At 60.4% G+C, this 24,287-nt stretch carries 22 protein-coding genes, 1 tRNA gene and 1 pseudogene; 5 read left to right on the top strand and 19 right to left on the bottom strand.

Features of this window, described 5'->3' with window-relative positions:
* Positions 1 to 103 precede the first annotated feature (103 nt).
* Positions 104 to 760: a Bax inhibitor-1/YccA family protein gene (locus tag VF684_RS02160; RefSeq protein ID WP_376898773.1), complete on the bottom strand. Its 657-nt coding sequence runs from the start codon at positions 758 to 760 to the stop codon at positions 104 to 106.
* A gap of 208 nt (positions 761 to 968) precedes the next feature.
* Here VF684_RS02160 and VF684_RS02165 point away from each other — a divergent pair.
* Positions 969 to 1,056 (top strand) — tRNA-Ser (locus VF684_RS02165).
* A 138-nt stretch (positions 1,057 to 1,194) separates the two neighbouring features.
* Here the strand turns inward: VF684_RS02165 and exeN are convergent.
* The 18 genes and pseudogenes from exeN to VF684_RS02255 form a co-directional block, all read right to left on the bottom strand.
* Complete coding sequence (gene exeN / locus VF684_RS02170; protein WP_376898771.1) at positions 1,195 to 1,962, bottom strand: GspN family type II secretion system protein ExeN; 768 nt, start codon at positions 1,960 to 1,962, stop codon at positions 1,195 to 1,197.
* Positions 1,959 to 2,450 carry a GspM family type II secretion system protein ExeM gene (gene exeM / locus VF684_RS02175; protein ID WP_005338305.1) on the bottom strand — a complete coding sequence of 164 codons (492 nt, stop codon included), beginning with the start codon at positions 2,448 to 2,450 and terminating at the stop codon, positions 1,959 to 1,961. Before exeM ends, exeN begins: the two co-directional genes overlap by 4 nt.
* Positions 2,447 to 3,631 carry a GspL family type II secretion system protein ExeL gene (gene exeL, locus VF684_RS02180; RefSeq protein WP_219594541.1) on the bottom strand — a complete coding sequence of 395 codons (1,185 nt, stop codon included), beginning with the start codon at positions 3,629 to 3,631 and terminating at the stop codon, positions 2,447 to 2,449. Before exeL ends, exeM begins: the two co-directional genes overlap by 4 nt.
* A 122-nt stretch (positions 3,632 to 3,753) precedes the next feature.
* A complete protein-coding gene (gene exeK / locus VF684_RS02185) occupies positions 3,754 to 4,755 on the bottom strand; it encodes a GspK family T2SS minor pseudopilin variant ExeK (RefSeq protein ID WP_376898769.1) in 1,002 nt (333 codons plus the stop codon).
* 109 nt (positions 4,756 to 4,864) lie between these two features.
* Positions 4,865 to 5,512: pseudogene (gene gspJ / locus VF684_RS02190) on the bottom strand (type II secretion system minor pseudopilin GspJ); the annotation flags it as partial.
* Positions 5,509 to 5,868, bottom strand: coding sequence for a GspI family T2SS minor pseudopilin variant ExeI (gene exeI / locus VF684_RS02195; protein ID WP_021229089.1), 360 nt, complete (start codon positions 5,866 to 5,868; stop codon positions 5,509 to 5,511). The gene exeI and the pseudogene gspJ, both read right to left, overlap by 4 nt.
* The gene (exeH, locus tag VF684_RS02200) at positions 5,865 to 6,437 is read right to left on the bottom strand and encodes a GspH family T2SS minor pseudopilin variant ExeH (RefSeq protein WP_139441747.1); all 573 of its coding nucleotides are present in this window, start codon (positions 6,435 to 6,437) and stop codon (positions 5,865 to 5,867) included. Before exeH ends, exeI begins: the two co-directional genes overlap by 4 nt.
* A 38-nt stretch (positions 6,438 to 6,475) precedes the next feature.
* Positions 6,476 to 6,907, bottom strand: a complete 432-nt coding sequence (gene exeG, locus VF684_RS02205; RefSeq protein WP_005338297.1) for a GspG family T2SS major pseudopilin variant ExeG — start codon at positions 6,905 to 6,907, stop codon at positions 6,476 to 6,478.
* 96 nt (positions 6,908 to 7,003) lie between these two features.
* Entirely contained in the window at positions 7,004 to 8,224 is a 1,221-nt protein-coding gene (exeF, locus tag VF684_RS02210) for a GspF family T2SS innner membrane protein variant ExeF (RefSeq protein WP_139441745.1), read from the bottom strand.
* 1 nt (position 8,225) lies between these two features.
* Complete coding sequence (gene exeE / locus VF684_RS02215; protein WP_005338295.1) at positions 8,226 to 9,731, bottom strand: GspE family T2SS ATPase variant ExeE; 1,506 nt, start codon at positions 9,729 to 9,731, stop codon at positions 8,226 to 8,228.
* Positions 9,731 to 11,770, bottom strand: coding sequence for a GspD family T2SS secretin variant ExeD (exeD, locus tag VF684_RS02220; RefSeq protein WP_440173564.1), 2,040 nt, complete (start codon positions 11,768 to 11,770; stop codon positions 9,731 to 9,733). Before exeD ends, exeE begins: the two co-directional genes overlap by 1 nt.
* 21 nt (positions 11,771 to 11,791) lie before the next feature.
* Entirely contained in the window at positions 11,792 to 12,625 is an 834-nt protein-coding gene (gene exeC, locus VF684_RS02225; RefSeq protein WP_110303038.1) for a GspC family type II secretion system variant ExeC, read from the bottom strand.
* Positions 12,626 to 12,852: 227 nt separating this feature from the next.
* The gene (gene exeB / locus VF684_RS02230; protein WP_349930850.1) at positions 12,853 to 13,548 is read right to left on the bottom strand and encodes a GspB family T2SS assembly factor variant ExeB; all 696 of its coding nucleotides are present in this window, start codon (positions 13,546 to 13,548) and stop codon (positions 12,853 to 12,855) included.
* A complete protein-coding gene (locus VF684_RS02235; protein ID WP_440173568.1) occupies positions 13,548 to 15,116 on the bottom strand; it encodes an ExeA family protein in 1,569 nt (522 codons plus the stop codon). The genes exeB and VF684_RS02235 overlap by 1 nt, the downstream gene beginning before the upstream one ends.
* A gap of 328 nt (positions 15,117 to 15,444) precedes the next feature.
* Entirely contained in the window at positions 15,445 to 16,890 is a 1,446-nt protein-coding gene (locus VF684_RS02240) for an HD domain-containing phosphohydrolase (protein ID WP_440173571.1), read from the bottom strand.
* 49 nt (positions 16,891 to 16,939) lie between these two features.
* Positions 16,940 to 18,061: a beta-ketoacyl-ACP synthase III gene (locus VF684_RS02245; RefSeq protein WP_440173574.1), complete on the bottom strand. Its 1,122-nt coding sequence runs from the start codon at positions 18,059 to 18,061 to the stop codon at positions 16,940 to 16,942.
* A gap of 54 nt (positions 18,062 to 18,115) precedes the next feature.
* Positions 18,116 to 19,279 (bottom strand): vWA domain-containing protein, encoded by a 1,164-nt coding sequence (locus VF684_RS02250; protein ID WP_216948212.1) that lies wholly within the window; start codon positions 19,277 to 19,279, stop codon positions 18,116 to 18,118.
* Between the two features lie 3 nt (positions 19,280 to 19,282).
* The gene (locus VF684_RS02255; RefSeq protein ID WP_440173576.1) at positions 19,283 to 20,125 is read right to left on the bottom strand and encodes an AAA family ATPase; all 843 of its coding nucleotides are present in this window, start codon (positions 20,123 to 20,125) and stop codon (positions 19,283 to 19,285) included.
* A 159-nt stretch (positions 20,126 to 20,284) separates the two neighbouring features.
* On the opposite strand from VF684_RS02255, the gene cysK reads away from it, so the two are divergent.
* From cysK to crr, 4 genes are all read left to right on the top strand, one after another.
* A complete protein-coding gene (gene cysK, locus VF684_RS02260) occupies positions 20,285 to 21,253 on the top strand; it encodes a cysteine synthase A (RefSeq protein WP_440173579.1) in 969 nt (322 codons plus the stop codon).
* Between the two features lie 440 nt (positions 21,254 to 21,693).
* On the top strand, positions 21,694 to 21,951 hold the full coding sequence (locus tag VF684_RS02265) for an HPr family phosphocarrier protein (RefSeq protein ID WP_005338266.1): 258 nt from the start codon (positions 21,694 to 21,696) through the stop codon (positions 21,949 to 21,951).
* Positions 21,952 to 21,997: 46 nt separating this feature from the next.
* The gene (ptsI, locus tag VF684_RS02270) at positions 21,998 to 23,725 is read left to right on the top strand and encodes a phosphoenolpyruvate-protein phosphotransferase PtsI (protein ID WP_440173581.1); all 1,728 of its coding nucleotides are present in this window, start codon (positions 21,998 to 22,000) and stop codon (positions 23,723 to 23,725) included.
* A 42-nt stretch (positions 23,726 to 23,767) separates the two neighbouring features.
* The gene (gene crr, locus VF684_RS02275; RefSeq protein WP_005338264.1) at positions 23,768 to 24,277 is read left to right on the top strand and encodes a PTS glucose transporter subunit IIA; all 510 of its coding nucleotides are present in this window, start codon (positions 23,768 to 23,770) and stop codon (positions 24,275 to 24,277) included.
* Positions 24,278 to 24,287: the final 10 nt, after the last annotated feature.

Here is a 24,287-nt window from a genome sequence, read left to right on the forward strand (position 1 = left end):
GCCCTGATCCAAATCAGGGCCACTTCGCTTCATATCCTTGATTTACAACTTATCCTGACAGAAAGAGGAGCCAATAAAAACCCCGCCGAAGCGGGGTTTCTGATTAGTTGCGGTTGCCGCCAAGCAGGCTCAGCAAGCTCAGGAAGATGTTGTAGATGGAGACATACAGGGTGACGGTGGCAGAGATGTAGTTGGTCTCGCCGCCGCGCACGATCTGCTGGGTAGTCAGCAGGATGGCACCGGAGGAGAAGAGCATGAACATGGCGGACAGAGCCAGGCTCAGGGCGCTCATCTGCAGGAAGATGTTGGCAATCATGGCCACCAGCAGTACCCAGAAACCGACGAACAGCATGCCGCCGATGAAAGAGAGGTCACGCTTGGTAGTCAGGGCATAGGCCGACAGACCGAAGAAGGTGAGCGCGGTGCCGCCAAGGGCAGTCATCACGATCTCGCCACCACCATTGTTCATGTACATGTTGATGATGGGGCCCAGGCTATAGCCCAGCAGACCGGTCAGGGCGAAGGTGAAGACCAGCCCCATGCTGTTGTTGCGATTCTTCTCGGTCAGGAACATCAGACCGTAGACACCGATCAGGAACACGGCCCAGTGCAGCGGCGGCATGTTCATCACGGTAGCGACCCCCGCCACCACGGCAGAGAAGCCCAGAGTGAGGGAGAGCAGCATATAGGTGTTACGCAGCACCTTGTTGGTATCGCGTACGGCACTTTGGGTGCCAGTGTAGATAGAACGGGTATCCATCTTGGGTGTCCTCTTGATGTCCGGGTGAGACGGCGAGCAGCCGCCTCGTGATCGCTGTTTGTTACTGCATGTTTACGCATTGTATGTAGAACAAATAGGGATGACGAGGAACAATTTCAAGCCACCTGCCATTTTGCTCCCGCACACTATCCCACAGGAAATATGTATTGCATATGAACAAGGGCTTAGCGTAGTATGCACGCCGTTCGGAGGGGTGGCAGAGCGGCTGAATGCACCGGTCTTGAAAACCGGCGATGGGCGACCATCCGTGGGTTCAAATCCCACCTCCTCCGCCATATTCAAAGAGAGAGCCCAAGCGGTCACCCGCTTGGGCTTTTTTGTATCTGCCGTATTTGGCATTTCAACGGACACGTCACATGGAAGATAAAAATGGCTCGGGTTGTCCCTGAGCCATTTTCACCTTGAATGATGGCTTAGAGCCGCCCCTGATAGCGCAGGGGGAAGCGGCCCTGACTGTCGGGCTGGCCGAGGAAGGGGAGCCCTTGCTGCATCTGCGGTGGCAGTGCCGGGCCCGGTTTCAGGGTGCCCTGGAACAGGTATTGGCCATTGGGTTGCAGCTCGAGGCGACCCATGGTCTGCACCGCATCCGAGCCCTGCTTGAGCTCGGCCACCAGTCTGGAGTCGAGGCAGGTGAGTTTCACCTCGGAATCGGCCAGCTCCAGCTTGCCCGCCGGGGTATCGGCGCTGGCGTTGTACCAGTCGAGGTTGCCGTAGAGGTTGTCACACCAGGGGTTGCCCTGGGCAAATTGCTCCACTTTGAGCTGCAGCTGGCCGCTGACGGTGAGCGGGATTGGCAGGCGCATCGGCACCCGGCTCAGCAACCAGGGGGCGGGGGCGTTGAGGGTCAGATCCCGGCCGAAGGCGGCGCCATTCCAGCCGACAATGCCCTGACCGTTCAGCCCGTTGCGATCGCCAAAGCGTATGGCCACTTCGGGGGCGAAGCGCAGCAGCGACCAGCCGTTGAGATCCCAGCGCAGCTGGTTCACCGATTCGCTGGCATATTGCAGTCGGGCAATCTGGCCACTCCAGAGGGTGCCACTCACCCCTTCCAGTTTCAGCAGGTTGGCAACGTTGGCAGGCAGCGGCAGATGGCGAGCCACCAGTGCCGCGGGCAGGGTGGCCAGCAGAAAGAGCAGATAGGCGGCCAGAAACAGGCTGGCAATCAGGATGCGTTTTTTCATTGTGGACGACTCAACTGCAAACGTCTGACCTTGACCAGACCCGGGGCCAGATCCTCGCGGGCGATCTCGATGATTTGAACCTGAATACCGTGCTGCTCCACCAGCGTGGAGAGCCAGAGCAGCAAGTCATCGAACTGGACTGTGTCGATCCACACTTGCAGCTCCTGCGCCTGGGGTTGCAGCCGGGCAATCTTGATCTTGTGGTTGAAGGCGGTGCGGTTGACCACCCCTTCCAGGGTGCCGCTGGTGTCGATCTGGCGACCCGAGCCACCCTGCATGGCCAGCACCTCTTCACCTTTCTCCTTGAGCCAGGCGAGGGTCTGCTGCTGGTTCTGCACCTGCCGCTCCCGCTCCGCGATGCGGTTGGCGATGGGCTGCCAGACGCTCCAGTAGAAGAGACCAACCAGCAGCAGAACGCCGCCTGCGACCACCAGCCGCTGTTCCCGTGCGGTGATGCCGTGCCACCAGCTCTGCAATTTTTCCATCATGATGATTTACCCTTGAGCACCAGTGCGCCCTCTACCTTGCCCTCGGTGCTGCGCACCTCGCCTTGCTGTACCTCGAATTGCTTGCCGGCCAGCTCGCGGAACCGCTCGATCTCGGCAAAGCCGGGAGCGGTCACCTGCAGCCGCAGCTCGCGGCGACTGGCATCAAAGCGCATCACCTGCGGCTTGAGGCCGGGTACTTCGGCAAAGGTGGGGGCCAGCTCGGTGAGCATCAGCAGTACGCCGTTTTGCGGGGCTTGTCCCATCTGTTGCAGATGCTGGTTCATCTGGCTGCGCACGTTCACAATGCGGCTCTCGCCCGGGAAGATGCGGGTATAGACGGCGCGGATCTCCGCTTTCAGCGCCTTGTCCTGCTCGGTGAGCTGATAGAGTTGCACGCCGCGCTGGCCGAGGGCCACCAGCAGCAACAGACCCGCAGTGATGGCTACCTTGCGCCACTGCAACCAGTAGCGGGCATATTCGGTCTGCGGCCGGTAGGGGCCGGTCAGCAGGTTGGCCCGGCAGGTGAGGGCCCCCTTGGCCAGCAGCAGCATGGGGAGTTCGGGCTCCGCCGCCTGCCAGTTGGCGGCGGCAATGGCGGGCACCGGGGTATGGCTGTGGATGGTGACCGGCTCGGCTTCGGTTGCCAGCAAGATAGCCAGCAGCGGCTCGTCGGCGACGATCCCCTGACAGGGGCCCTGGCGTACCAGCCACTCGCTGCCGAGTTGCAGGGCAGACCAGCCATCAGCGGCCTGTGGCAGCGCCAGCACATCGGGCAGCAGTTGCAGGCTTTTGAGGCCAGCGGCATCGAGCCAGCCGAGCCACTCGCCCATCTTCTGCCGATCCACTGCCATCAGATCCACCTGCTGGCCCTCGTGGGCCAGCACCACCAGATGGAGCTCGTCCACGTCGGAGGCGATCTGCTCCTCCAGCAGGTAGGGGAGGGCCGCCGCCGACTGGCGGTTGTAGCGACCCGGCAGGGTGACGCGCCGGAAGATCAGATCGCTGCCCGGCACTAGCGTGACTACGGGGCGGCCACCGGCCCGCTCCTGCAGCTCGCCCAAGGCATCGGCCGAGGGCAGGGTGCCGGAGGCGATGATCTCCTGCTCCTGACCGGACCAGACCAGCCAGGCCACGGGTTGTTGTTTATTGGTCCCCAGTCGGATGACCAGACTTTCGCTCACGCATCTCTCTCCTGCGATACCGGTTTGCAAAGGGCGTTGTGCGCCCAGGCAACCGGTGCGCAGCCCGCAGGCTGCATCCAACATCTCTCGTACCCGCGGGCGATGGCCTGCAGGTGCGCTGTTTATTCGGCGCCGCTACTGAGGCGGCGCAGCATCACCAGTTTATTGTCCTTGCCCCGCTGGAACAGGGTTTCGAGCCAAGCCCGGTTATCGCCGACCTCGGCCACGACTCGGGCTTCGAAGAAGTCGCTCTTGACCACCAGCGCATCTTTCAGTCCTTTCACCGAATCGACCGGAGCGAGCATGTCTGTCATCAGCTTGCTCTCTTTCCACCCCTTCTGTGGCCGCTCGTTCAGCACCCGCTTGGCGTCATCCAGCCCGATAGTGCCCAGATAGAGGGCGACCAGCAGCTCGGGGCGCTGGGGGGCAAGGGTATTGATATTGATCTTCAACTTGTCGCTGGGCAGGGTGCAGACATAGGGGGCCAGTTTGGCATAGACCCTGGCCGTCACCCCGCGCACCGCCCTCAGCTCGTCCTTGCCCAGCATCCACTGGTTGGCGGTCAGGTAGGGAGGCTTGAGCCCCTCGTAATAGGCGTCCTCTGCGCCAAGGCTGGAGACCAGCACCGTATCCTTGTCAGTCCAGTCACGGATGGCATCGGTGAGTTGGGCCGCCTCGTAATCATCCATCGCTAGCTGCTTGAGCAGTTCGCGAAACACCTGCACCGGATAGGGCTGCTGCGCCAGCTCCTCGCCGCTTCCCGCCTTGGAGGCCACGCTCAGGCTGTTGAGGTTGAAGCAGGATTGCAGGTCGGTCACCTCGCCCTTGAGCTGGCCATCGTCCACCGGAAATACAGTGTTCTTGCGGGCCCAGTTCTGGCTGAGGTTGACCACCTCGGGGTTGTCCTTGAAATCCTGCGTCAGCACCTTGCTTACCAGCGCCTCTGCCGAGAGGGCATACCACCATGCCTGTTTGCCGGTGGTGATGTTGGCGGTGCGGCGCAGCTCAAGCTGCAGGCGGCTGCTCATATTGCTGGCGATGATCACCATCACCGAGAGGATCAGCAGCACCACCAGCAGCGCCATGCCGCGCTGGCGACCGGGGGCGGCGAGATTAGCCCGCATTGGCGCCCCCTCCGTTCTGGTTGTCACCATTAGCGCTATTGGTATTGCCGTTGCCGTTGCCGCCACTGTTCCCGTTGTTGTTGCCACTTTGGTCGGGATTGCTGCTCTGGCTGTTCTCTTCGGCGCGCTGGCCTCCGGCACCAATCAGGAACTGACGGCGAATGGTGCCGTAATCTTCCAGATCCAGCTCTACCGCCAGCCCGTGGGGCAGTACGCTGCGCTGGCTCCACTCCTCTTTCCAGTTGCCCTTGTCGAAGAAGTAGAGGCGAAACGCCGTGACTCCCGCTAACACCGGCTGGATACGCGGCTCGGTACCGATCACCGGATCCGGATAGAGGTAGCTCAGGCGCTCCAGCTTCTGATCCTTGAGACGCCAGCCGACCCGCTGCAGATGGGAGCGGGGCAGCATGCCGTCCGGGTTGAGCCAGCCGCTGCGCATAAAAGCCATGCCCCAGTCATCGCTCTGCTGGCCGAACCGGGAGGCCGCCAGCAGCACCTTGTTGTTCTCCCCCTCGATGCGGCCGCTGCGCGGCACCATCTGGGTGATATCTCGCTCCAGCAGGGTGAAGGCGAGCTGCAATTCGTTGAGGCGAGCCTCCTTGCGCTTGGCCACCTCGTCGCTGGTGAGCACCCCCTGCAGCACCTGATAGGCACCCATGCTGAGGCTGGCGAAGATGGCGATCGCCACCAGCATTTCGAGCAGGGTAAAACCGGCATGGCGGACGGGGCGAAGCGTGCGGGCGGATAGCTGGGTCATCGGCTGATATAGGTCCGCATCATGGCGACCGGGTTCTCGGCCTTGGCCTCGGTGCGCACTTCCATATCGAGCGCCCGGAAGTTGTTGTCGGCGGTGGCGACGCCGCGATAGCGCCAGTACCAGGTGCTGCCCGCCATCTGCTCATCCCCTTCCACCCAGCTGTCACCGGGCCACTTGTTCTCGAGCTTCTGTTGCACCAGCTGGTTCTCTACCACCCAGGTGGCGAGTGTCTTCTGCTCCAGATAGTTGAGGGCCGAGAGGTGTTCGCTGGCGGTTTTCATTACCGCGAGACCCGCGATGGCAAAGACTGCCAGTGCGACCATGACTTCGAGTAGTGTCATGCCGCGGGCTTTCATTCGCTCACCTCTTCATCTTCATCGCCGGTGAGCAGGGTGAGGCGGCCGAACTCGTCCCCCTTGACGATGCGGGTGTAGCGGGCATCGTCATCCTGCTGGGTGAAGGTGAGCACGAACGGGCTCAGCTCGCCGCCCGGGAAGATGAGCAACTGTGGCGTGCGCTCCTTCTCGTCGCGCTTCTGTTCGGTTTTCTCGTCGGAGTCCGGCTGCCAGCCAAAGCCTTCTAGCTCCAGCGTCAGCGTCATGTTCTCGGCCAGTTGCACCGGCCCCAACTGCTTGTCGCCAGTCAGGGCCAGCCACTTGCGATCTTTGGCCTGACGCTGCATAAACTGCCAGCCGTTATCCTCGATGCGAATGCCTACCAGCCGACCATCCATCACCGCATACTCCTGCGCCAGCTGCAGCGTCGCCATCAGGCGACGCGCCTGCTTGTCCAGCTCCCGATCCCCTCTGGCGCCTCCCATGCTGAGGGTGACGGCGGTGGCCACCAGCCCCATCAGCATGGCGACCAGCAGCACCTCCAGTAGGGTAAAGCCGGATTGACGATGAAAGGAGAGAGATCGCTTCATGCAGTCAGCTCACAAGGAGTGCGGTGGCGACATATCACTTATTGGAAATCCTTCAGGTTCCAGTTGCCGATGTCGTCATCGGTACCGGCTTCACCATCCAGACCCATGGAGAAGATGTCGATTTTGCCGAACTGGCCCGGGCTCAGCAGCTGGTACGGGTTGCCCCAGGGATCTTGCGGCAGGCGCTTGATGTAGCCGCCATCGCGGTAGCTGCGTGGCGCCGGATCGATAGAAGGCTTGGTCACCAGCGCGTCCAGGCCCTGTTCGGTGGTCGGGTAGCGGTTGTTGTCCAGCTTGTACATGTCGAGGGCATTTTCCAGCGCCACGATATCGGAGACCGCTTTCTGCTGGTCAGCTTTCTCCTTGTTGCCCATCAGGTTGGGCACCACCAGACTGGCCAGAATGCCGAGGATCACGATGACCACCATGACTTCCAGCAGGGTAAAACCGGATTGACGACGTTTGTTCATGAGTTGCTCCGTAACGAATGAGATGGGATAGCCCATCAAAGAGTGATCACTGGGTGGGTTCGACGGGCCGCAGCGGGGCTATCGAACGCCGGAAACTTACATATTCACCATATTGTTGAGCTCGAGGATCGGCTGCAGGATCGACATCACGATAAACAGCACCACCCCGGCCATGGAGACCACCAGCATGGGTTCGAACACCCCGAGGGCGATATTGACCTGGGATTCAAACTCCCGATCCTGGTTGTCTGCCGCCCGCTCCAGCATGCTGTCGAGCTCGCCGCTCTGCTCGCCGGAGGCGATCATGTGCAGCATCATGGGCGGGAAAATCTTGGTCTCGGTCAGTGACTTGCGCAGACTGGTCCCCTCGCGCACCCGTTCGGCAGCCTCGAGAATGCGCATTCTGGCAAAGTCGTTGGAGAGCACTTCGCCGGAGATCTTCATCCCCTCCAGCAGCGGTACCGCACTGGCGTTGAGGATGCTTAAAGTGCGAGCAAAGCGGGCGGTGTTGAGACCGCGGCTGACCCGGCCAATCACCGGCAGACCGAGCAGTACCTGATGCCAGCGTCGGCGACGCTTTTCATCGGTGAGCCACCAGCGCCAGACAAAGCTGCCAAGGAAGATCAGCAGCAGGAACCAGAGGCCGTAGGCCTGCATCAGTTCGCTGGTGCCGATGAGAAAGCGGGTGGTGCCCGGCAACTGTTGACCCATGTGTTCAAACTGGGCCACCACCTTGGGTACCACGGCGGTGAGCAGGATCGAGATAACCCCGATGGCGACACAGGTGAGCACGATGGGGTAGATCATCGCCTGCAGCAGCTTGGTGCGCATATGCTGGCGCTGTTCGGTGTAGTCGGCGAGGCGGTTGAGCACCTTCTCCAGATGGCCCGATTTTTCACCGGCCGCCACCATGGAGCGAAACAGTTGATCGAACACATGGGGAAAGGCCCCCAGCGAGTCGGCCAGCGAATAACCTTCCACCACCTTGCTGCGCACGGTCGCCACCAGAGAGCGCAAGTGCGCTTTTTCGCACTGCTCGGCCACCGCTTTGAGCGCCTCTTCGATGGTGAGACCGGCCCCCACCAGAGTGGCCAGCTGGCGAGTGATCAGAGCCAGCTCGGCGGTGGAGGCGCCGCGCCGGAACAGGGCGAAGCGGGTCGCTTCCCGTTTCGCCTTCTCGGAGGTCTCGTTCACCTCGAGGGGAGTGAGCCCCTGTTCGCGCAGCAGCTGGCGTACCTGACGGGCGGAATCCCCCTCCATCACGCCGCTCTTGCTGCGCCCCTTGTTATCGAGGGCCTTGTATTCGAATGCCGCCATCTCAATCTTCCCGGGTCACGCGCAGTACCTCTTCGAGGCTGGTTTGCCCCTTGAGGACCTTGTCGATGCCGTCACGGCGGATGCTGGGGGTGTGGCCGCGGATCAGCCGCTCGATGGCGAGCTCACCGCTGGCACTGTGAATGGCTTCACGCACCGCTTCGTCGATCACCACCAGCTCGTGGATGCCGGTCCGGCCACGGTAGCCGGTGTGGTTGCACAGCTCGCATCCGACCGGACGCCACACCTGCTGATCGGGGGCCAGCTCGATGCCCATGGCAAGCCGCTCCTGCTCGGTGATGGGGCGCGGGGCGCGGCAATCGGGGCAGAGGGTGCGCACCAGCCGCTGGGCCAGCACCGCCAAGAGCGACGAGGAGAGCAGGAAGGGCTCGATCCCCATGTCCCGCATCCGGGTGATGGCGCCGATGGCGGTGTTGGTGTGCAGGGTCGACATCACCAGGTGACCGGTCAGCGACGCCTGCACCGCGATCTGAGCGGTTTCCAGATCTCGGATTTCCCCCACCATCACCACATCCGGATCCTGGCGCAGAATGGCGCGCAGGCCGCGGGCGAAGGTCATGTCCACCTTGGTGTTGACCTGGGTCTGGCCCACCCCTTCGAGGTCATATTCGATAGGGTCTTCCACTGTCAGAATGTTGCGATCCCGCGAGTTGATTTCTGACAGCGCCGCATAGAGGGTGGTGGATTTACCGGAACCGGTCGGCCCGGTGACCAGAATAATGCCGTGAGGCTTGCGAATGAGTTCGCTGATGATGGTGCGGTTGGCCGCGGTCATCCCCAGCTGCTTGAGCTCGAGGCGCACGTTGTTCTTATCGAGCAGACGCAGTACCACCCGCTCGCCGTAGCTGGACGGCATGGTGGAGACCCGCACATCGACGGCGCGACCGCCGATACGCAACGAGATACGGCCATCCTGCGGTACCCGCTTCTCGGCAATATCCATCCGCGACATCACCTTGATCCGCGAGACCAGCAGTGATGCCAGCTTGCGATGGGGGCGCAGGATCTCCCGCAGCACCCCGTCGATACGAAAACGGATCACCAGTGCCCGCTCGAAGGTCTCGATATGGATATCGGAGGCCTCTTCCTTGATCGCCTCGCTCAACATGGCGTTGATGAGGCGAATGATGGGGGCGTCGTCATCGGCGTCCAGCAGATCTTCGCTTTGCGGCAGCTCTTCGGCCAGGGCGAAGAAGTCCATCTCGTTGCCGAGATCTTCCATCAGCTGGCGTGCTTCGGAGGAGTCTCGCTGGTAGTGAGCCATCAGCAGCTCTTCGAAGGCCTCGTTGTCGAGTTGCTCCACCGCGAAGCTGCAACCCGCGACCCGCCGCACTTCCAGCAGGGCCTGCGGGGTGACGCCGGGGCGGCACTGCAGCACGGGGGCGCCGTCCCGCTCAATCAGGATCACCCCGAAGTTGCGGGCAAAGACAAAGGGGAGCTCGGGCAGTGGCGCAGGCCCGACGCTTCCATCCAGATGGTAGGCACTCATCAGGGCTTACTCTGCACAAACGGGGTGGTGGTCTCGACAGTGTTCTGCTGTCTGCTCCGCATCTCGTTGATCTGCTTCTGGATCTCTTTTTGCAGCTCGGGCGACACCATCACATCCTGGCCATAGGCAGGCAATACCTGACGTTTGGGCGAGGTGAGATAGCCCTCCTGGGCAGCCGCATCAAGCTGTTCGGCGCGGAACAGGGAGTATTTGTTGCTGGAGACACCGGTATAGACGTCCGCATCACGCAAGATGGTGGGCCGGATAAAGACCATCAGGTTGCGCTTGGAGGTGGTGTTGGAGGTGGAGCGGAACAGATAGCCCAGCACCGGAATATCGCCAAGCAGCGGCACCTTGGAGACCTGCTCCTTGGTCTGTTCGTCCATCAAACCGCCCAGCACCACGGTTTCGCCGCTTTTGACCAGCACCGCGTTCTTGACGGTACGGGTGTCGAAGGTGGGGCCAAGGTTGGCAGTACCGGTCGCCTGGGTCTGGGCGACGCTGGAGACCTCCTGCTCGATATTGAGCAGCACCGAATCCCCTTCGTTGATCTGCGGGGTCACCACCAGCTTGGTGCCCACCGTCTTGCGTTCGATGGTGTTGAACACCTGATCGCTGGTGGTGGAGCTTTGCGAACCGCTCTGGACCGGGACCTCCTGACCGACGTTGAAGGAGGCCTCCTTGTTGTCCATGGTGACGATACTCGGGGTGGAGAGAATATCGTTCTTGGTATTGGAGGCCAGCGCCGTGGCCAGCATGGCCCAGTCGCCGTGATAGAAACCGGCGGCCATGCCGTTGAACTCTTTCAGCAGACCGGCAGCGGTGTCGGTCTTGCCATTCTGGTAATCCTTGCCCGCCGCAATGGCGCTGCCGAGAGGCAGACCGGAGTTGGTGAACTGGGTGCCACCGCCGTTGGCATTGCCCCACTGGACGCCAAGGGTGAGGCCGTCGCCATCCTGCATCTCAACGATGATCGCCTCCACCAGCACCTGGGCGCGGCGGATATCGAGTTTGGCCACCACCTGCTCCAGTTCGGACATCACGTCCGGCTGGGCGGTGATGACCAGCGCATTGGTGGTCTCGTCAGCGGAGATGGCCAGCTTGCCACCGCCGATGCTGGCGCCACCTGTGGTTGCGCCGCCGCCCTTCTTGTCAGCCTCGATGCTGGAGCTGACCCCCTTGAGCACCTCGACCATGTCTTTGGCCTTGCCATATTTGAGGTAGAAGACCCGGGTGTTGCCCTGGCTCTGCAGGTCGCGGTCGAGCTGGCGCACCATCTGGATGATGCGGGCGCGCGCTTTCGGTTCACCACTCACCACCACAGAGTTGGTGCGCTCGTCGGCCACCACCTTGGGGGAGAGCAGCAGGGAGGCGGTGCCGCCCTGCGGGTTGCCATCCTTGTTGAGGTTGGTTACCAGCCGTACCATTTCCCCCGCCGAGGCAAACTTGAGCTTGATGATGTCCACATCCTGATCGCCGGCGCGGTCGACCCGGTTCACCACTTCCACCAGGCGGTTGACCACGGCAGCGCGGCCGGTGATCAGCAGCACGTTGGAGGGCTCGTAGTGCACCACGTTGCCACCACCGGCGTTGTCGTTGAGCTGGCGCAGCAACGGCGCCAGTTCACGAACCGAGACATTGCGTACCGGTACTACCCTGGTCACCATCTCGTCGCCCATGCCCGGGTTGCTGCCATCCACCACCGGAATGGCGGAGGTCTTGGCATCCCGCGAGCGCAGCACCTTGAGTACCCCATTGTCCATCGGCACCACGGCAAAGCCGTAGACGTCGAGCACGCTCAGGAAGAACTGGTAGTACTGCTCCTCATTGAGCAGGTCGTAGCTGCGCACGTTGATCTTGCCGCGCACCGATGGCTCTATGATGATGGTTTTATTGAGGTTCTTGCCCACCGTATTGATGAACTCTTCAATGTCGGCGTTCTTGAAACTGGCAGAGTATTCGGTGGCCCAGGCTGAGCCCGCCATCATCAGTGCCGCTGCGATAGTGGCCAGACGCCAGCCTTTCCCTTTAGTGGTCATTATTGGTACGACTCCAAATCATTATTCTGACAAGCGCACATAGATGTCGAACTGTTCGCCCTGTCGCTCGACGGTCACTGTCATTTCCGTTGCGCCAGCCATCTGCTGCATCGCCTGCATGGCTTGCATGTTGTCCCGTAAATCCAGCCCGTTGATGCTGATAGCCAGGTCATTGGCCTGCAGCCCGCTCTGGTTGAAAAACTCAGGATTGCTGCCCGGATTGAGGCGATAGCCGGTCATGCGGCCATCCACCTGAACCGGTGAAATATTGAGGTAATCGGTGATCTTGCCCGGATCGGCCATCAGCTCGCTGCGCAGGGAGCCAAGGGGGGCGGTGTTGGTCTGCGGCAGCGGCTTGCCATACTCCTCGCCATCCAGCATCAGGGTCTCGTCGCGGCCATCCCGCTCGATGATCACCCGATCCGGATAGACCTGCCGGATCCGCGCCTGGGTGCCGTCAATCATGTCACCGACCCCGTAGGAGTTCTGGATGCCGGACATGGCGATGATGGCGATGGATTTGGCGGGATCTGAGCTTGCCAACACCCCGTTGAGCTGGGCATTGAGCTGGGTACGCGGCGCATTGGCGGCCACGGCGGCTTTGGCCTGCGCCTTGGGGATCGCCTTGCCAAACAGCGCCAGTCGGCTCACCTCACCCAGTTCAAGGCGCGGGTTGCTCTGGCCGCTGACCGCCACGGCGGAGGGTTGCCACGGTTGGCTGGTTTGCGGACTTGCCAGGGTGAGCAGACGCCAGGTGAGGGCGGCGCTCTGCTGGGCCAGCATGATCAACAGCGCCAGAAAGGCCACCTGGGTGACTCTGGTCATGGGAAGCCGCCGGCACTGGGCCAGCAGCATGGTCAAGATGTCATCCCTGAATCGTAGCGTCATATTAATCAACAAATTCCAGGCTCTGGGGCGGCTGCGTATTGTGTACGGCCGGTGGCTGTGACACAACGGGTCGGGGCGCGCCAAACCCTAAAAATGGATATTTCATCACACCGTAAACCTTTGAATGCTCACAAAAGTGGCACTCAGGTGAGGTGCATCCTGCTTGCCAGCGAACATCAGGGTACGGTGCGTACTCATCCTCGCCAATCCTGCAGCGCCTTGAGGGTCACGCTCTGTCCGGCGACCTGCAGCACTATGTATTGCTGGTCGATGGTGGCGAGCACGACTCCCGGGGCGATTTCGCTCCCCTCCCGGTATTCCCGGCCATTGAGCACCACGGCGCGCTTGGCGGGGTTGGAGGAGAACACATGAGAGCCATAGCTCAATTGCGGTACCTGCTGGCGCACCGATTGGGGTGCCGAGCCCAGCGCCATCAACTGGGCTGGTTGCACGTTGTTCTGGCCGGTGGCGTGTGGCGTCTCCTGCAATGGGGTTTCATTGAGGGCTTTCATCAGCTGCTCGGCCAGACTCAGCGTGGGGGTATTCCCCTGACTGGTTCCTTCGTTTTTGGCCACTGCTCTGGGTTGTACCACCGGCTCCGGCAGGGGCGGGGGCAGCGGACGGGTCACCATCGCCTTGGGTTCGACCCGCACGAAGGGTGGAGTGATCACCTCTTTCACCTCCACCTTCTCCTCTATGGGGCGCAGGTGGATCAGATGCCAGCCATAGTTGGCGCCCGCCCCCAGCAGCAAGGCCAGGGGAGCCAGCAGCCAGCCGATGCGGCGTGGGCTGCGCTCCTCTTCCCGGGGCATGGGCAAGCCCATGGCCGGAATATGGGCGGAGAGTTGCGGTTGCTGCGCACGGCGCAGCGCCTTGAGCAGGGTAGACATCAGGAGGCCTCCTCCAGTCTGGGCATGGGTTCACCGGAGAGGGCGTTGAGACGCAGCAGGGTGTTGCTGCCCGCGATGCCATCAGGGGTCAGCCCCTGATCCCGCTGGAACTGCTGCAGCTTGCTTTTGAGCTCGCCATCGAAACGGCGCACCTTGCGCTCGGGTTGTTGCAACGCACGGCTGAGGGCATTGTCGAGCCACTGGATCTGGGTCTGACCGGCATTGCTGGCGATCAGGCTGACGCCCCCTTTCGGCATGCGCCAGAGCAGGGTGTAGCTGCCGCCCCAGTTGTCGCTGAGCCACTGGCGATCCACCTGCCAGCTCTGGTCACCGATCATCAGGCTGGCCTTGTTCGGCCCCAGATTGACCAAGGTCGCATAGTAGAGGCCGCCAGTCTGGTCAGTGAGCGTGATCATGGCGGGATACTGCAGGGCGCGCAGCTCGTCGAGGCTTGCCTCTCCCTCCTGACAGCGCAGACCGGCACGGGGCGCGTTGTCGCAGGTTGCCTCGAACGGTTCCGGTTCATAACCCCAGACCCGATAGAGATTCTGCATGGCGCTGTCGGGGTCGAGGGCCTGATTGATCGCCTCGGTCAGCTGCTCCTGCTGCTCGGCGGTCTCGTCGATGGTGACCGGCACCTCGACCTTGACTACCGGCCGGGTGGGGAACACGCCGAAAAGTTGCCAACCCCACCAGCCTGCGGTCACCAGCAGGGCGCCTGCCAGCATCACCATCAGACCGGAGGCCCAGCTTCCTTCGTCCCGCACACCATTGACCTCGAAGGCGGCCTGGCTGATATCGCGGTTGACAATCTTGTAGCTGCCACGGGCGAAGGCGGCGATCAGGGCGCGGTCGCAGATGAGATTGATGAAACGGGGGATCCCGCCACTCAGGCGATGGAGCGCCTTGATGGCGCGCGGGGTAAAAATGGGTTGCACACACCCCGCCACTTGCAGCCGGAACCGGACGTAGGCATCCACATCGCTGTGGGAGAGCGGCAGCAGGTGATAGCGGGCGGTAATGCGCTGGGCCAGCTGGCGCAGCAGGGGTTGACGCAGTATCTCTTGCAGCTCGGGCTGACCGATCAGCACCACCTGCAGCAGTTTCCGTTCGTCGGTTTCGAGGTTGGTGAGCAGACGCAGCTGCTCCAGTACGCCGGGCAGCAGGTGCTGCGCCTCATCCACCAGTACCACGCTGCGCTTGCCTGCCGCCAGGTTGGCCAGCAGGTGATCGCGAATAAGGTCGAACAGCCGCTTGATCCCGGCATCTTCGGGATAGGTGAGTTGAAACTCGTCACAGATGGCGGCCAGCAGATCCCGTTCGGTCAGAGAGGGGTTGAGGATATAGGCGATCTCGGTCTCGGCGGGCAGCTGTTGCAGCAGGCAGCGGGAGACGGTGGTTTTGCCGGTGCCCACTTCGCCGGTCAGCAGCACAAAGCCGCCGCCATCCTGCAATCCATAGTTGAGATGAGCAAGAGCTTCGCCGTGGCGCTCGCTCATATAGAGGTACTTGGGATTGGGCGAGATGGAAAATGGGTGTTCCGAAAGGCCGAAGAACTGTGTGTACATGAGGGTATTCTTTTGTAGCCGACGACAGATGAAAAAATGTCTCCGGATGATAGCAAACCTCGCTTTCATTGGAAGCCATCATTGGCGCCGGAGGGCAAATTGCGGTCTTTTCCTGCCATCTTGTGATCCCGGTTGCGTCATCGGCACGAACCCGGATCACAAAATGACAAAAAACAGCTGTAAATAAAGGGAAATATCAATATGGGCGCGGCGTGGCAAAGGCCGTCAGCATGGTGCTGAGTCGGCCATGGTCAGACCTGTTTGTGTACAATTTATGACGCCAGTTGCCCTGTCAGCCATCAGGGCAAGCTGGTCGGGATGTACTTGCTCAGTGGTGATCCTGAAACTGTGCGGCAATCTCCCTGAACTGCGTCTCGCAGGCGAGAAACGCCGCGACAATGCCGGGATCAAAATGGCTGCCGCTCCCCTTCACGATGATCTCCTTCGCTTCCTCATGGCTGAAAGCAGGTTTGTAGACCCGTTTCGAGATGAGGGCATCGTAGACATCTGCCACCGCCATCAGCCGCCCCGAGAGAGGAATATTCTCACCCGCCAGCCCAGCCGGATAGCCGCTGCCATCCCACTTTTCGTGATGGGTGAGGGAGATCTCCCGGGCCAGCCGCAGGAAGGAGTTGGAGCCCAGCTGCGCCTCGGCACTCGCCAGCGCATCGGCGCCGATCTGCGGGTGGCGCTTCATGATGGCGAACTCCTCGTCGGTCAGCTTGCCCGGTTTGAGCAGGATGGCATCGGGAATGCCCACCTTGCCCACATCGTGCAGGGGAGCCGACTTGAACAGCAGGTCGATGGTGGCGTCATCGAGCGGATAGCGATTCCAATCGCTGCGACTGAGGTATTGCGCCAGCACCTTGACGTAGTGCTGGGTGCGGATGATATGGGCGCCGGTCTCGTTGTCACGGGTCTCTGCCAGCGAGGCGAGGCCGAGGATGGCCACGTCGCGGGTCAGGTTGAGCTCGTCACTGCGGGATTTCAGTTCGCCGATCATCAGATTGGTGCTGGCGGCGATAAGGCCAAACTCGTCATCCCGGGTGACCGGCACCCGGGCGTCAAAGTCACCGCACTGCACTCTGGCCATGGTGCTGGTCTGCTGGCGCAGGGAGAGGCCGAGATTGCGACCATAACCGTGAATAATGAGGGCGAGATAACAGAAGGTCACCGTCATTACGAAGGCGATCTCCCACAGGATGTAGTGCTGGGCATCGACCCTCGGCAGGCTGCGCTCCACCGTCACCAGCCACTCCAGATCCTTGTTGAACAACAAGAAGAAGACGCCTCCCAGCAGGGTGAGGGTCGCCAGGGTAAAGAGGGTGAACTTGCGTGGCAGCGGCATGGCCAGCGGGTGGCTCAGTGCCAGGCTCTGCTCGGCTTGCCGTGTTCTGGCTCGATTCCAATCCCGCTCCAGGGTCAGGTCGGCCGCCACCAGAAAGCCGAGGGTGGTCATCCCCAGCAGCACCTTGAGGTGACTCTCCAGCGGAAAGTCGTGGGCCAGGGCGTTGTAGCCCGAGAGCAGCAGCGCTCCCAGCAGGTAGAAACCCACCTCCAGTCCAAACCCGTCCAGCCCGTTGCGCGGCAGGGGCCGCCTTGAGAGCAGCCAATTGCGAACGGCGAACATGATGGCGAACGTCACCAGGGTCGGCCCCAGCAACTGGGGCAGGGTGAGACTCTCGAGAAACGGGCAAACCTGCCAGCCATAGAGACAAAATAGTGACAGGGTTACCCCGTAGTGCAGGGCGCAGCGCCCCGTGATCCTCTGCATATTCCCACCCATGTTGCTGGTTATTGTTATGTCGGCGGGAGGCCCGCCATTACAGGCGCCGCAGCAGCAGGCTACCGATGGAGTAGCCAGCGCCAAAGGAGCACAGTACGCCGCGAGCCCCCGCAGGAAGGTCGCGATTGTACAGATGAAACGCGATGATGGAACCCGCCGAGCTGGTATTACCATAGCTATCAAGAATGACCGGCGCCTCCTGCTGGCTGGCATCGTGACCGAGCAGCTTGCGACCGATGAACTGGTTCATGGTGAGGTTGGCCTGATGGAGCCAGAGCCGGTTCAGGCTCTCGGCAGGCCAGCCCTGCTCATCGAGCTGGTTGGCTATCTGGTCGCACACCAGCGGCAACACCTCCTTGAACACCTTGCGCCCCTGCTGGCGAAACAGCTTGTCGTCGCCGTAGCGGGTGCGCGGGCTCAGCCGGTTCAGAAAGCCGAAGTTGTTGCGGATGTTGTTGGAGTACTGGGTCACCAGCTTGCTGGCCACCAGTTGCCACGGATTGGCCACCTTGCAATCGGTCTCCCGCTCCAGCAGCACCGCGGTGCAGGCATCACCGAAGATAAAGTGGCTATCACGATCGCGAAAATTGAGGTGCCCCGAGCAGATCTCCGGATTGACCACCAGCGCCACGTTGGCGGTGCCTGCCGCCAGCATGTCGGCGGCTGTCTTGATGCCGAAGGTGGCGGACGAGCAGGCCACGTTCATGTCAAAGGCCATGCCGCTCGCCCCCAGATAGTGCTGCAGCTCGATGGCCAGTGCCGGATAGGGGCGTGGCATGTTGGAGGCGGCGACGATCACCAGATCGATCTCGCCGGGCTCGCGTCCGGCGGCGATCAGCGCCTGCTCGGCGGCGGCTACTGCCATCTCCACCATGATGGAGGGCATCTCGTCGGGTCGCTCCGTCAGCAGCGGTTGCATGATATCGGGATTGAGTACTCCCTCGCGGCTCACCAGATAACGGCTCTTGATGCCGGATGCCTTCTCGATGAACTCGCAGCTGGAGTGCTGCTTGGCGGGAAGCTGGCCGGCATCGATGGCGGAGGCGTTCTCCTCGTTGTAGAGATCCACATACTGGTTGAAGGCGGCCACCAGCTCTTCATTGCTGACGGCAAAGGGTGGGGTATAGAGGCCTGAACCACTGATCACGATAGAGGTCATCTTTGCTCCTCGCCGGGTGCGTTCCCGGCTTGTCGGTTTATAGGGTAGAGAGGGTTACAGCTGGTCGATCGCCGCAGCGAGACCCGCCAGGGTCAGCGGATGCATCCGTCCGCCAACCACGTCATTCATCAGTTTGATGGAGGGATGCCAGAGCCACTCCCGCCGTGGGGTGGGATTGATCCACACCAGTTTGGGAAAGTGCTGCTGCAAGCGGGTAAGCCACACCTGACCCGACTCCTCGTTCCACTGCTCGACGCTGCCGCCTGGCCAGGTGATCTCGTAGGGGCCCATGGTGGCATCCCCCACCAGGATCACCCGGTAGTCGCTGCCGTAGGTGCGCAGCAGCCGCAGGGTATCGAACCGCTCCTCAAAGCGGCGGGCGTTATCCTTCCAGACGAAGTCGTAGAGGCAGTTGTGAAAATAGAAGTACTCCAGATGCTTGAACTCGTGGCGCAACGCAGAGAAGAGACGCTGCACCTCGGCCACGTGGGCATCCATGGAGCCTCCCACATCGAAGAAAACCAACAGCTTCACCCCGTTGTGGCGCTCGGGCCGCAGCTTCACATCGAGCCAGCCCTGGCGGGCTGAACTTTTTATGGTGTCGTCGAGATCCAGCTCGTCGGGATTGCCTTTGCGCACCCAGCGTCTGAGCTTGCGCAGCGCCAGCTGAATGGCGCGCTGGCCGAGCGGCGAGTCATCGCTGAAGTTGCGATAGTGACGGGCCTCCCACACCTTGGCCGCCTTGCCATGCTGCCCCTCTCCACCCATGCGAACGCCCTCGGGGTGAAAACCGCCATGGCCAAACGGGCTGCTGCCACCGGTTCCCACCCACTTGTTGCCACCGGCGTGGCGCTCTTTCTGCTCGCGTAATCGCTGGTTAAGGGTCTCCAGCAGCTTGTCAAGTCCGCCGAGGGATTTGAGTAACGCCTTCTCCTCTGGGCTCAACAGCCGTTCGAACTCCTTGCGCAGCCACTCCTCGGGAAGGTTTTCCGGCAGCAGGGGGATGGCTTCCAGCCCCTCGTAGTATTCGGCGAAGGCGCGATCGAAGCGATCGTAGTGGGCCTCGTCTTTTACCAGCAGGCAGCGGGAGAGCTGGTAGAACTCGTCCATATCGACAGCGACCAGTCGGGCCGCCAGTGCGGCGTGCAAGTCCAGCAGCTCGCGCAGGCTGCAGGGGAGCTTGTGGCGGCGCAGGTGGGTAAAAAAGTCGATCAGCATGGGTCAGCTGCCGCGCCGGGCCAGAAAGGCGAGTTTCTCAAAGAGATGCAAATCCTGCTCGGTCTTGAGCAGGGCGCCATATAGCGCGGGCACCAGCTTGCCGGGCTCGCGGGCGCGCATCGCCTCGGGGGCGATATCGTCGGCCAGCAGCAGGCGGATCCAGTCCAGCAGCTCCGAGGTGGAGGGTTTCTTGCGCAGCCCCTCTACCTCGCGCAGCTCGAAGAAGAGATCCATTGCCTCGCCAAGCAGGCTCTCCTTGAGGTCGGGGTAGTGGAGTTTGACGATGGCCTGCATCTCGGCCTTGTCGGGGAAGCGGATGTAGTGGAAAAAGCAGCGGCGCAGGAAGGCATCCGGCAGCTCTTTTTCATTGTTGGAGGTGATGATGACCACCGGCCGCTGGCGTGCCTTGACTCGCTCGCCGGTCTCGTAAACATCGAACTCCATTCGATCCAGCTCCAGCAGCAGATCGTTGGGGAATTCGATGTCGGCCTTGTCGATCTCGTCGATCAGCAGCACCGGTCGCTGCTCGGTGCTAAAAGCCTGCCACAGCTTGCCCTGGCGAATGTAGTGGCTGATATCGGCCACTCTGGGGTCGCCGAGCTGGGAATCGCGCAGCCGTGCTACCGCATCATATTCGTAGAGTCCCTGTTGAGCCTTGGTGGTGGACTTGATATGCCAGGCAATGAGATCGGTGCCGAGATGGTCGGCGACCGCTTCTGCCAGCACCGTCTTGCCGGTGCCCGGCTCCCCTTTGATTAGCAGCGGTTTTTCGAGGGTGATGGCGGCATTGACCGCCATCTTCAATGCATCGGAGGCGAGATACTGGCTGCTTCCTGAAAATCCCATAACGTCGGTTCCTTTGACGATTGGCGCCCGGAGTCAGGGGCCAGAGAGAATAAGCTCTATATGTTGTAATACCATATGGTTATAACGAATAGTCACTTCTCATTCAGAAACCACAGGGTAATCTTGTTTCATCGTCGTAACAAACACAGGGATAGCGCCATGAGCAAAATTTTTGAGGACAACAGCCAGACTATCGGTCACACCCCGCTGGTTCGTCTCAACCGTGTTACCAAAGGCCGCGTGCTGGCCAAGATCGAGAGCCGCAACCCCAGCTTCAGCGTCAAGTGCCGTATCGGTGCCAACCTGATCTGGGATGCCGAGAAGCGCGGCATCCTGACCAAGGGTAAGGAGATTATCGAGCCCACCAGCGGCAACACGGGTATTGCTCTGGCCTTTGTCGCGGCAGCTCGCGGCTATCCCATCACCCTGACCATGCCGGCCACCATGAGCCTGGAGCGCCGCAAGCTGCTCAAGGCGCTCGGTGCCAATCTGGTGCTGACCGAAGGGCCGCTCGGCATGAAGGGGGCCATTGCCAAGGCCAACGAAATCCTCGAGTCCGAGCCGGGTAAGTATGTGTTGCTGCAACAGTTTGAAAACCCGGCCAACCCGGAGATCCACGAAAAGACCACCGGCCCCGAGATTTGGGATGCCACTGACGGCGAAGTGGATGTGTTCGTGGCCGGGGTCGGTACCGGCGGCACCATTACCGGGGTCTCCCGCTATCTGAAGCATACTAAAGGCAAGGCGGTGGTCTCTGTTGCGGTCGAACCGGCCGAGTCGCCGGTCATCAGCCAGAAGCTGGCCGGGGAAGAGATCAAACCGGGCCCCCACAAGATCCAGGGGATCGGCGCCGGCTTTATCCCGGGCAACCTGGACCTCTCCCTCATCGACCGGGTGGAGAAGGTGACCAGCGATGAAGCCATCGAGATGGCCCGTCGCCTGATGGAGGAGGAGGGGATCCTGGCCGGTATCAGCTCAGGTGCTGCGGTGGTGGCTGCCAGCCGTCTTGCCGAGCTGCCGGAATTTGCAGGCAAAACCATAGTGGTCATCCTGCCGAGTGCGGCGGAGCGTTACCTCTCTAGCGCCCTGTTTGCTGGGGTGTTCAGCGAGCAGGAGCTGCAGCAGTAACTGATCGAAATATTTCAAAACAGCGGCGCTCCCAGGAGCGCCGCTTCTTTATGGGCTAGACTCAACCCCTGTTAGTGTCACTTGATCCTTATTTTTTGGGGTAAAATAACAAGTTCCGGAGTGAGAAAAAAAGCAGACATTCCGCTCTAAATCTCATATCCTGTGCGGCGTCACGCGGTGTTTGCTGGCTGGGTATCACAAAGTAACAAAGTGTTATTTTTCGTTATAAAATAATTTCAGGCCAGTCCTGATGCGGCTTGTAGCCCAATAACTGAAAATTGCCAACCAGCGCGCCGATTACTGCACAGAAACTTGACCTGGATTAAACCATTGCGGGTCTGCTTTCGTTACTTTACAACATATCCATACTGACACGGTGGGTCAGGTTGCTTCAAAAACGACCAATCCACCAAAAAATATCAATAATATGGGGTGAAACCATGTACGAGAAGTCTGTTGTTATTACTGCTGAAAACGGCCTGCACACCCGTCCGGCAGCTCAGTTCGTGAAAGAAGCCAAAGAATTCCAAAGCGAGATCACTGTGGTCTCCGGTGGCAAGTCCGCCAGCGCCAAGAGCCTGTTCAAGCTGCAGACCCTGGGCCTGACCAAGGGTACCAACGTAACTATCCAGGCTGACGGCCCGGATGCTCAGCAAGCTGTTGAGAAGCTGGTTGCCCTGATGGACGAGCTGGAGTAATCCAGCTTTAGATTCCTCCCCCACAGTCGTTTTAATAGGAAGGATTATGATATCTGGCATTCTTGCGTCCCCCGGTATCGCATTCGGTAAGGCGCTTCTTCTGAAAGAAGATGAAATCGTTATCAATCAGGGCAAAATCTCTGCTGACCAGATTGATGCCGAGATCAACCGTTTCCTCGAAGCTCGTACCAAGTCAGCTACCCAGCTGGAAGCCATCAAAGAGATGGCCGGTCGCACCTTCGGTGAGGAAAAAGAGGCCATCTTCGAAGGCCACATCATGCTGCTCGAAGATGAGGAGCTGGAAGGGGATATCAAATCCTTCATCAAAGAGAACAAGGCTTCCGCTGACAAAGCCATCTATGAGGTGATCGAACAGTACGCCAAGATGATGGCCGAGCTGGATGACCCTTATCTGCGCGAACGCGCTACCGACTTCCGTGACATCGGTACCCGTCTGGTCAAGAACGTACTGGGCATCCCCGTTGTCAACCTGAGCACCATCGACGAAGAGGTGATCCTGGTCGCCAAAGACCTGACCCCGTCTGAAACCGCTCAGATCAACCTGAAATATGTGCTGGGTTTCGTTACCGACATCGGTGGCCGTACCTCTCACACCTCTATCATGGCCCGCTCCCTGGAGCTGCCGGCCGTGGTAGGCACCAACGACATCACCGAGCGAGTCAAGAACGGTGACATGCTGGTGCTGGATGCGATCAACAACCAGATCATCATCAATCCGACCGCTGAACAGCTGACCGAAGCCAAGAAGTTCCAGGCTCAGTTCCAGGCCGAGAAAGATGAGCTGGCCAAGCTGAAAGATCTGCCTGCCATCACGCTGGATGGTCACCAGGTCGAAGTGTGCGCCAACATCGGTACCGTCAAGGATACCGAAGGTGCCATCCGCAATGGCGCCGAAGGCGTGGGTCTGTACCGTACCGAGTTCCTGTTCATGGACCGTGACGCGCTGCCGACCGAAGAAGAGCAGTTCAAAGCCTACAAAGAAGTGGCCGAAGCGATGCCGGATCAGCCGATCATCGTGCGTACCATGGACATTGGCGGCGACAAAGAGCTGCCGTACATGAATTTCCCGAAAGAGATGAACCCCTTCCTGGGCTGGCGTGCCGTGCGTATTTTCTTCGACCGCGAAGACATCATGCATGCTCAGCTGCGGGCCATTCTGCGCGCCTCTGCCTTCGGCAAACTGCGCATCATGTTCCCGATGATCATCTCTGTCGAAGAGTTCCGTAGCCTGAAAGCCACCGTAGAGACGCTGAAAGCCGAACTGCGTGCCGAAGGCAAAGCCTTTGATGAATCCATCGAAGTGGGTATCATGATCGAGACCCCGGCCGCTGCCGTGATGGCTCATCATCTGGCCAAGGAAGTGGATTTCTTCAGTATCGGTACCAACGACCTGACCCAGTACACCCTGGCTGTCGATCGTGGTAACGAGATGATCTCCGCCATGTACAACCCGCTGTCACCCTCCGTCCTGACCCTGATCAAGATGGTTATCGATGCGTCCCACGCCGAAGGCAAGTGGACCGGTATGTGTGGTGAACTGGCTGGTGACGAGCGCGCTACCCTGCTGCTGCTGGGTATGGGTCTGGATGAGTTCTCCATGAGCGCCATCTCTGTACCGCGTATCAAGAAGCTTATCCGCAACACCAACTTCGAAGATGTGAAGGCAATGGCTGATCAAGCACTGAGCTTTGCCACCGCCGCTGAAATCGAAGCATGCGTAGATAACTTTATTAAGCAGAAAGCAGTCTGCTAAGATCGGCTGCAAACAGCGACAAATCATCTCTAGGAGCTTTATATGGGTCTGTTTGATAAACTGAAGAAACTGGTTTCCGACGATAGCTCTGACACCGGCGGCATCGAAATCTTTGCTCCGCTGTCTGGCGAAATCGTGCCGATCGAAGATGTGCCTGACGTTGTCTTCGCCGAGAAGATCGTTGGTGACGGTATCGCCATCAAGCCGGCTGGCAACAAGATGGTTGCTCCGTGCGATGGTACCATCGGCAAGATTTTCGAGACCAACCATGCGTTCTCTCTGGAATCCGACTCCGGTATCGAGCTGTTCGTTCACTTCGGTATCGACACCGTTGAACTGAAAGGCGAAGGCTTCAAGCGTATCGCTCAGGAAGGCCAGCAGGTCAAGCGTGGCGACACCATCATCGAGTTCGATCTGGCCGTTCTGGAAGCGAAAGCCAAGTCTACCCTGACTCCGGTGGTCATCTCCAACATGGACGAGATCAAAGAGCTGATCAAAATGACTGGTGCCGTGACTGTGGGCGAGACCCCGGTTATCCGTATCAAGAAGTAATGCCCGGCTG

The sequence above is a fragment of the Aeromonas sp. Lyrl_2 genome (genome assembly GCF_051948815.1).
GTDB lineage: Bacteria > Pseudomonadota > Gammaproteobacteria > Enterobacterales > Aeromonadaceae > Aeromonas > Aeromonas veronii.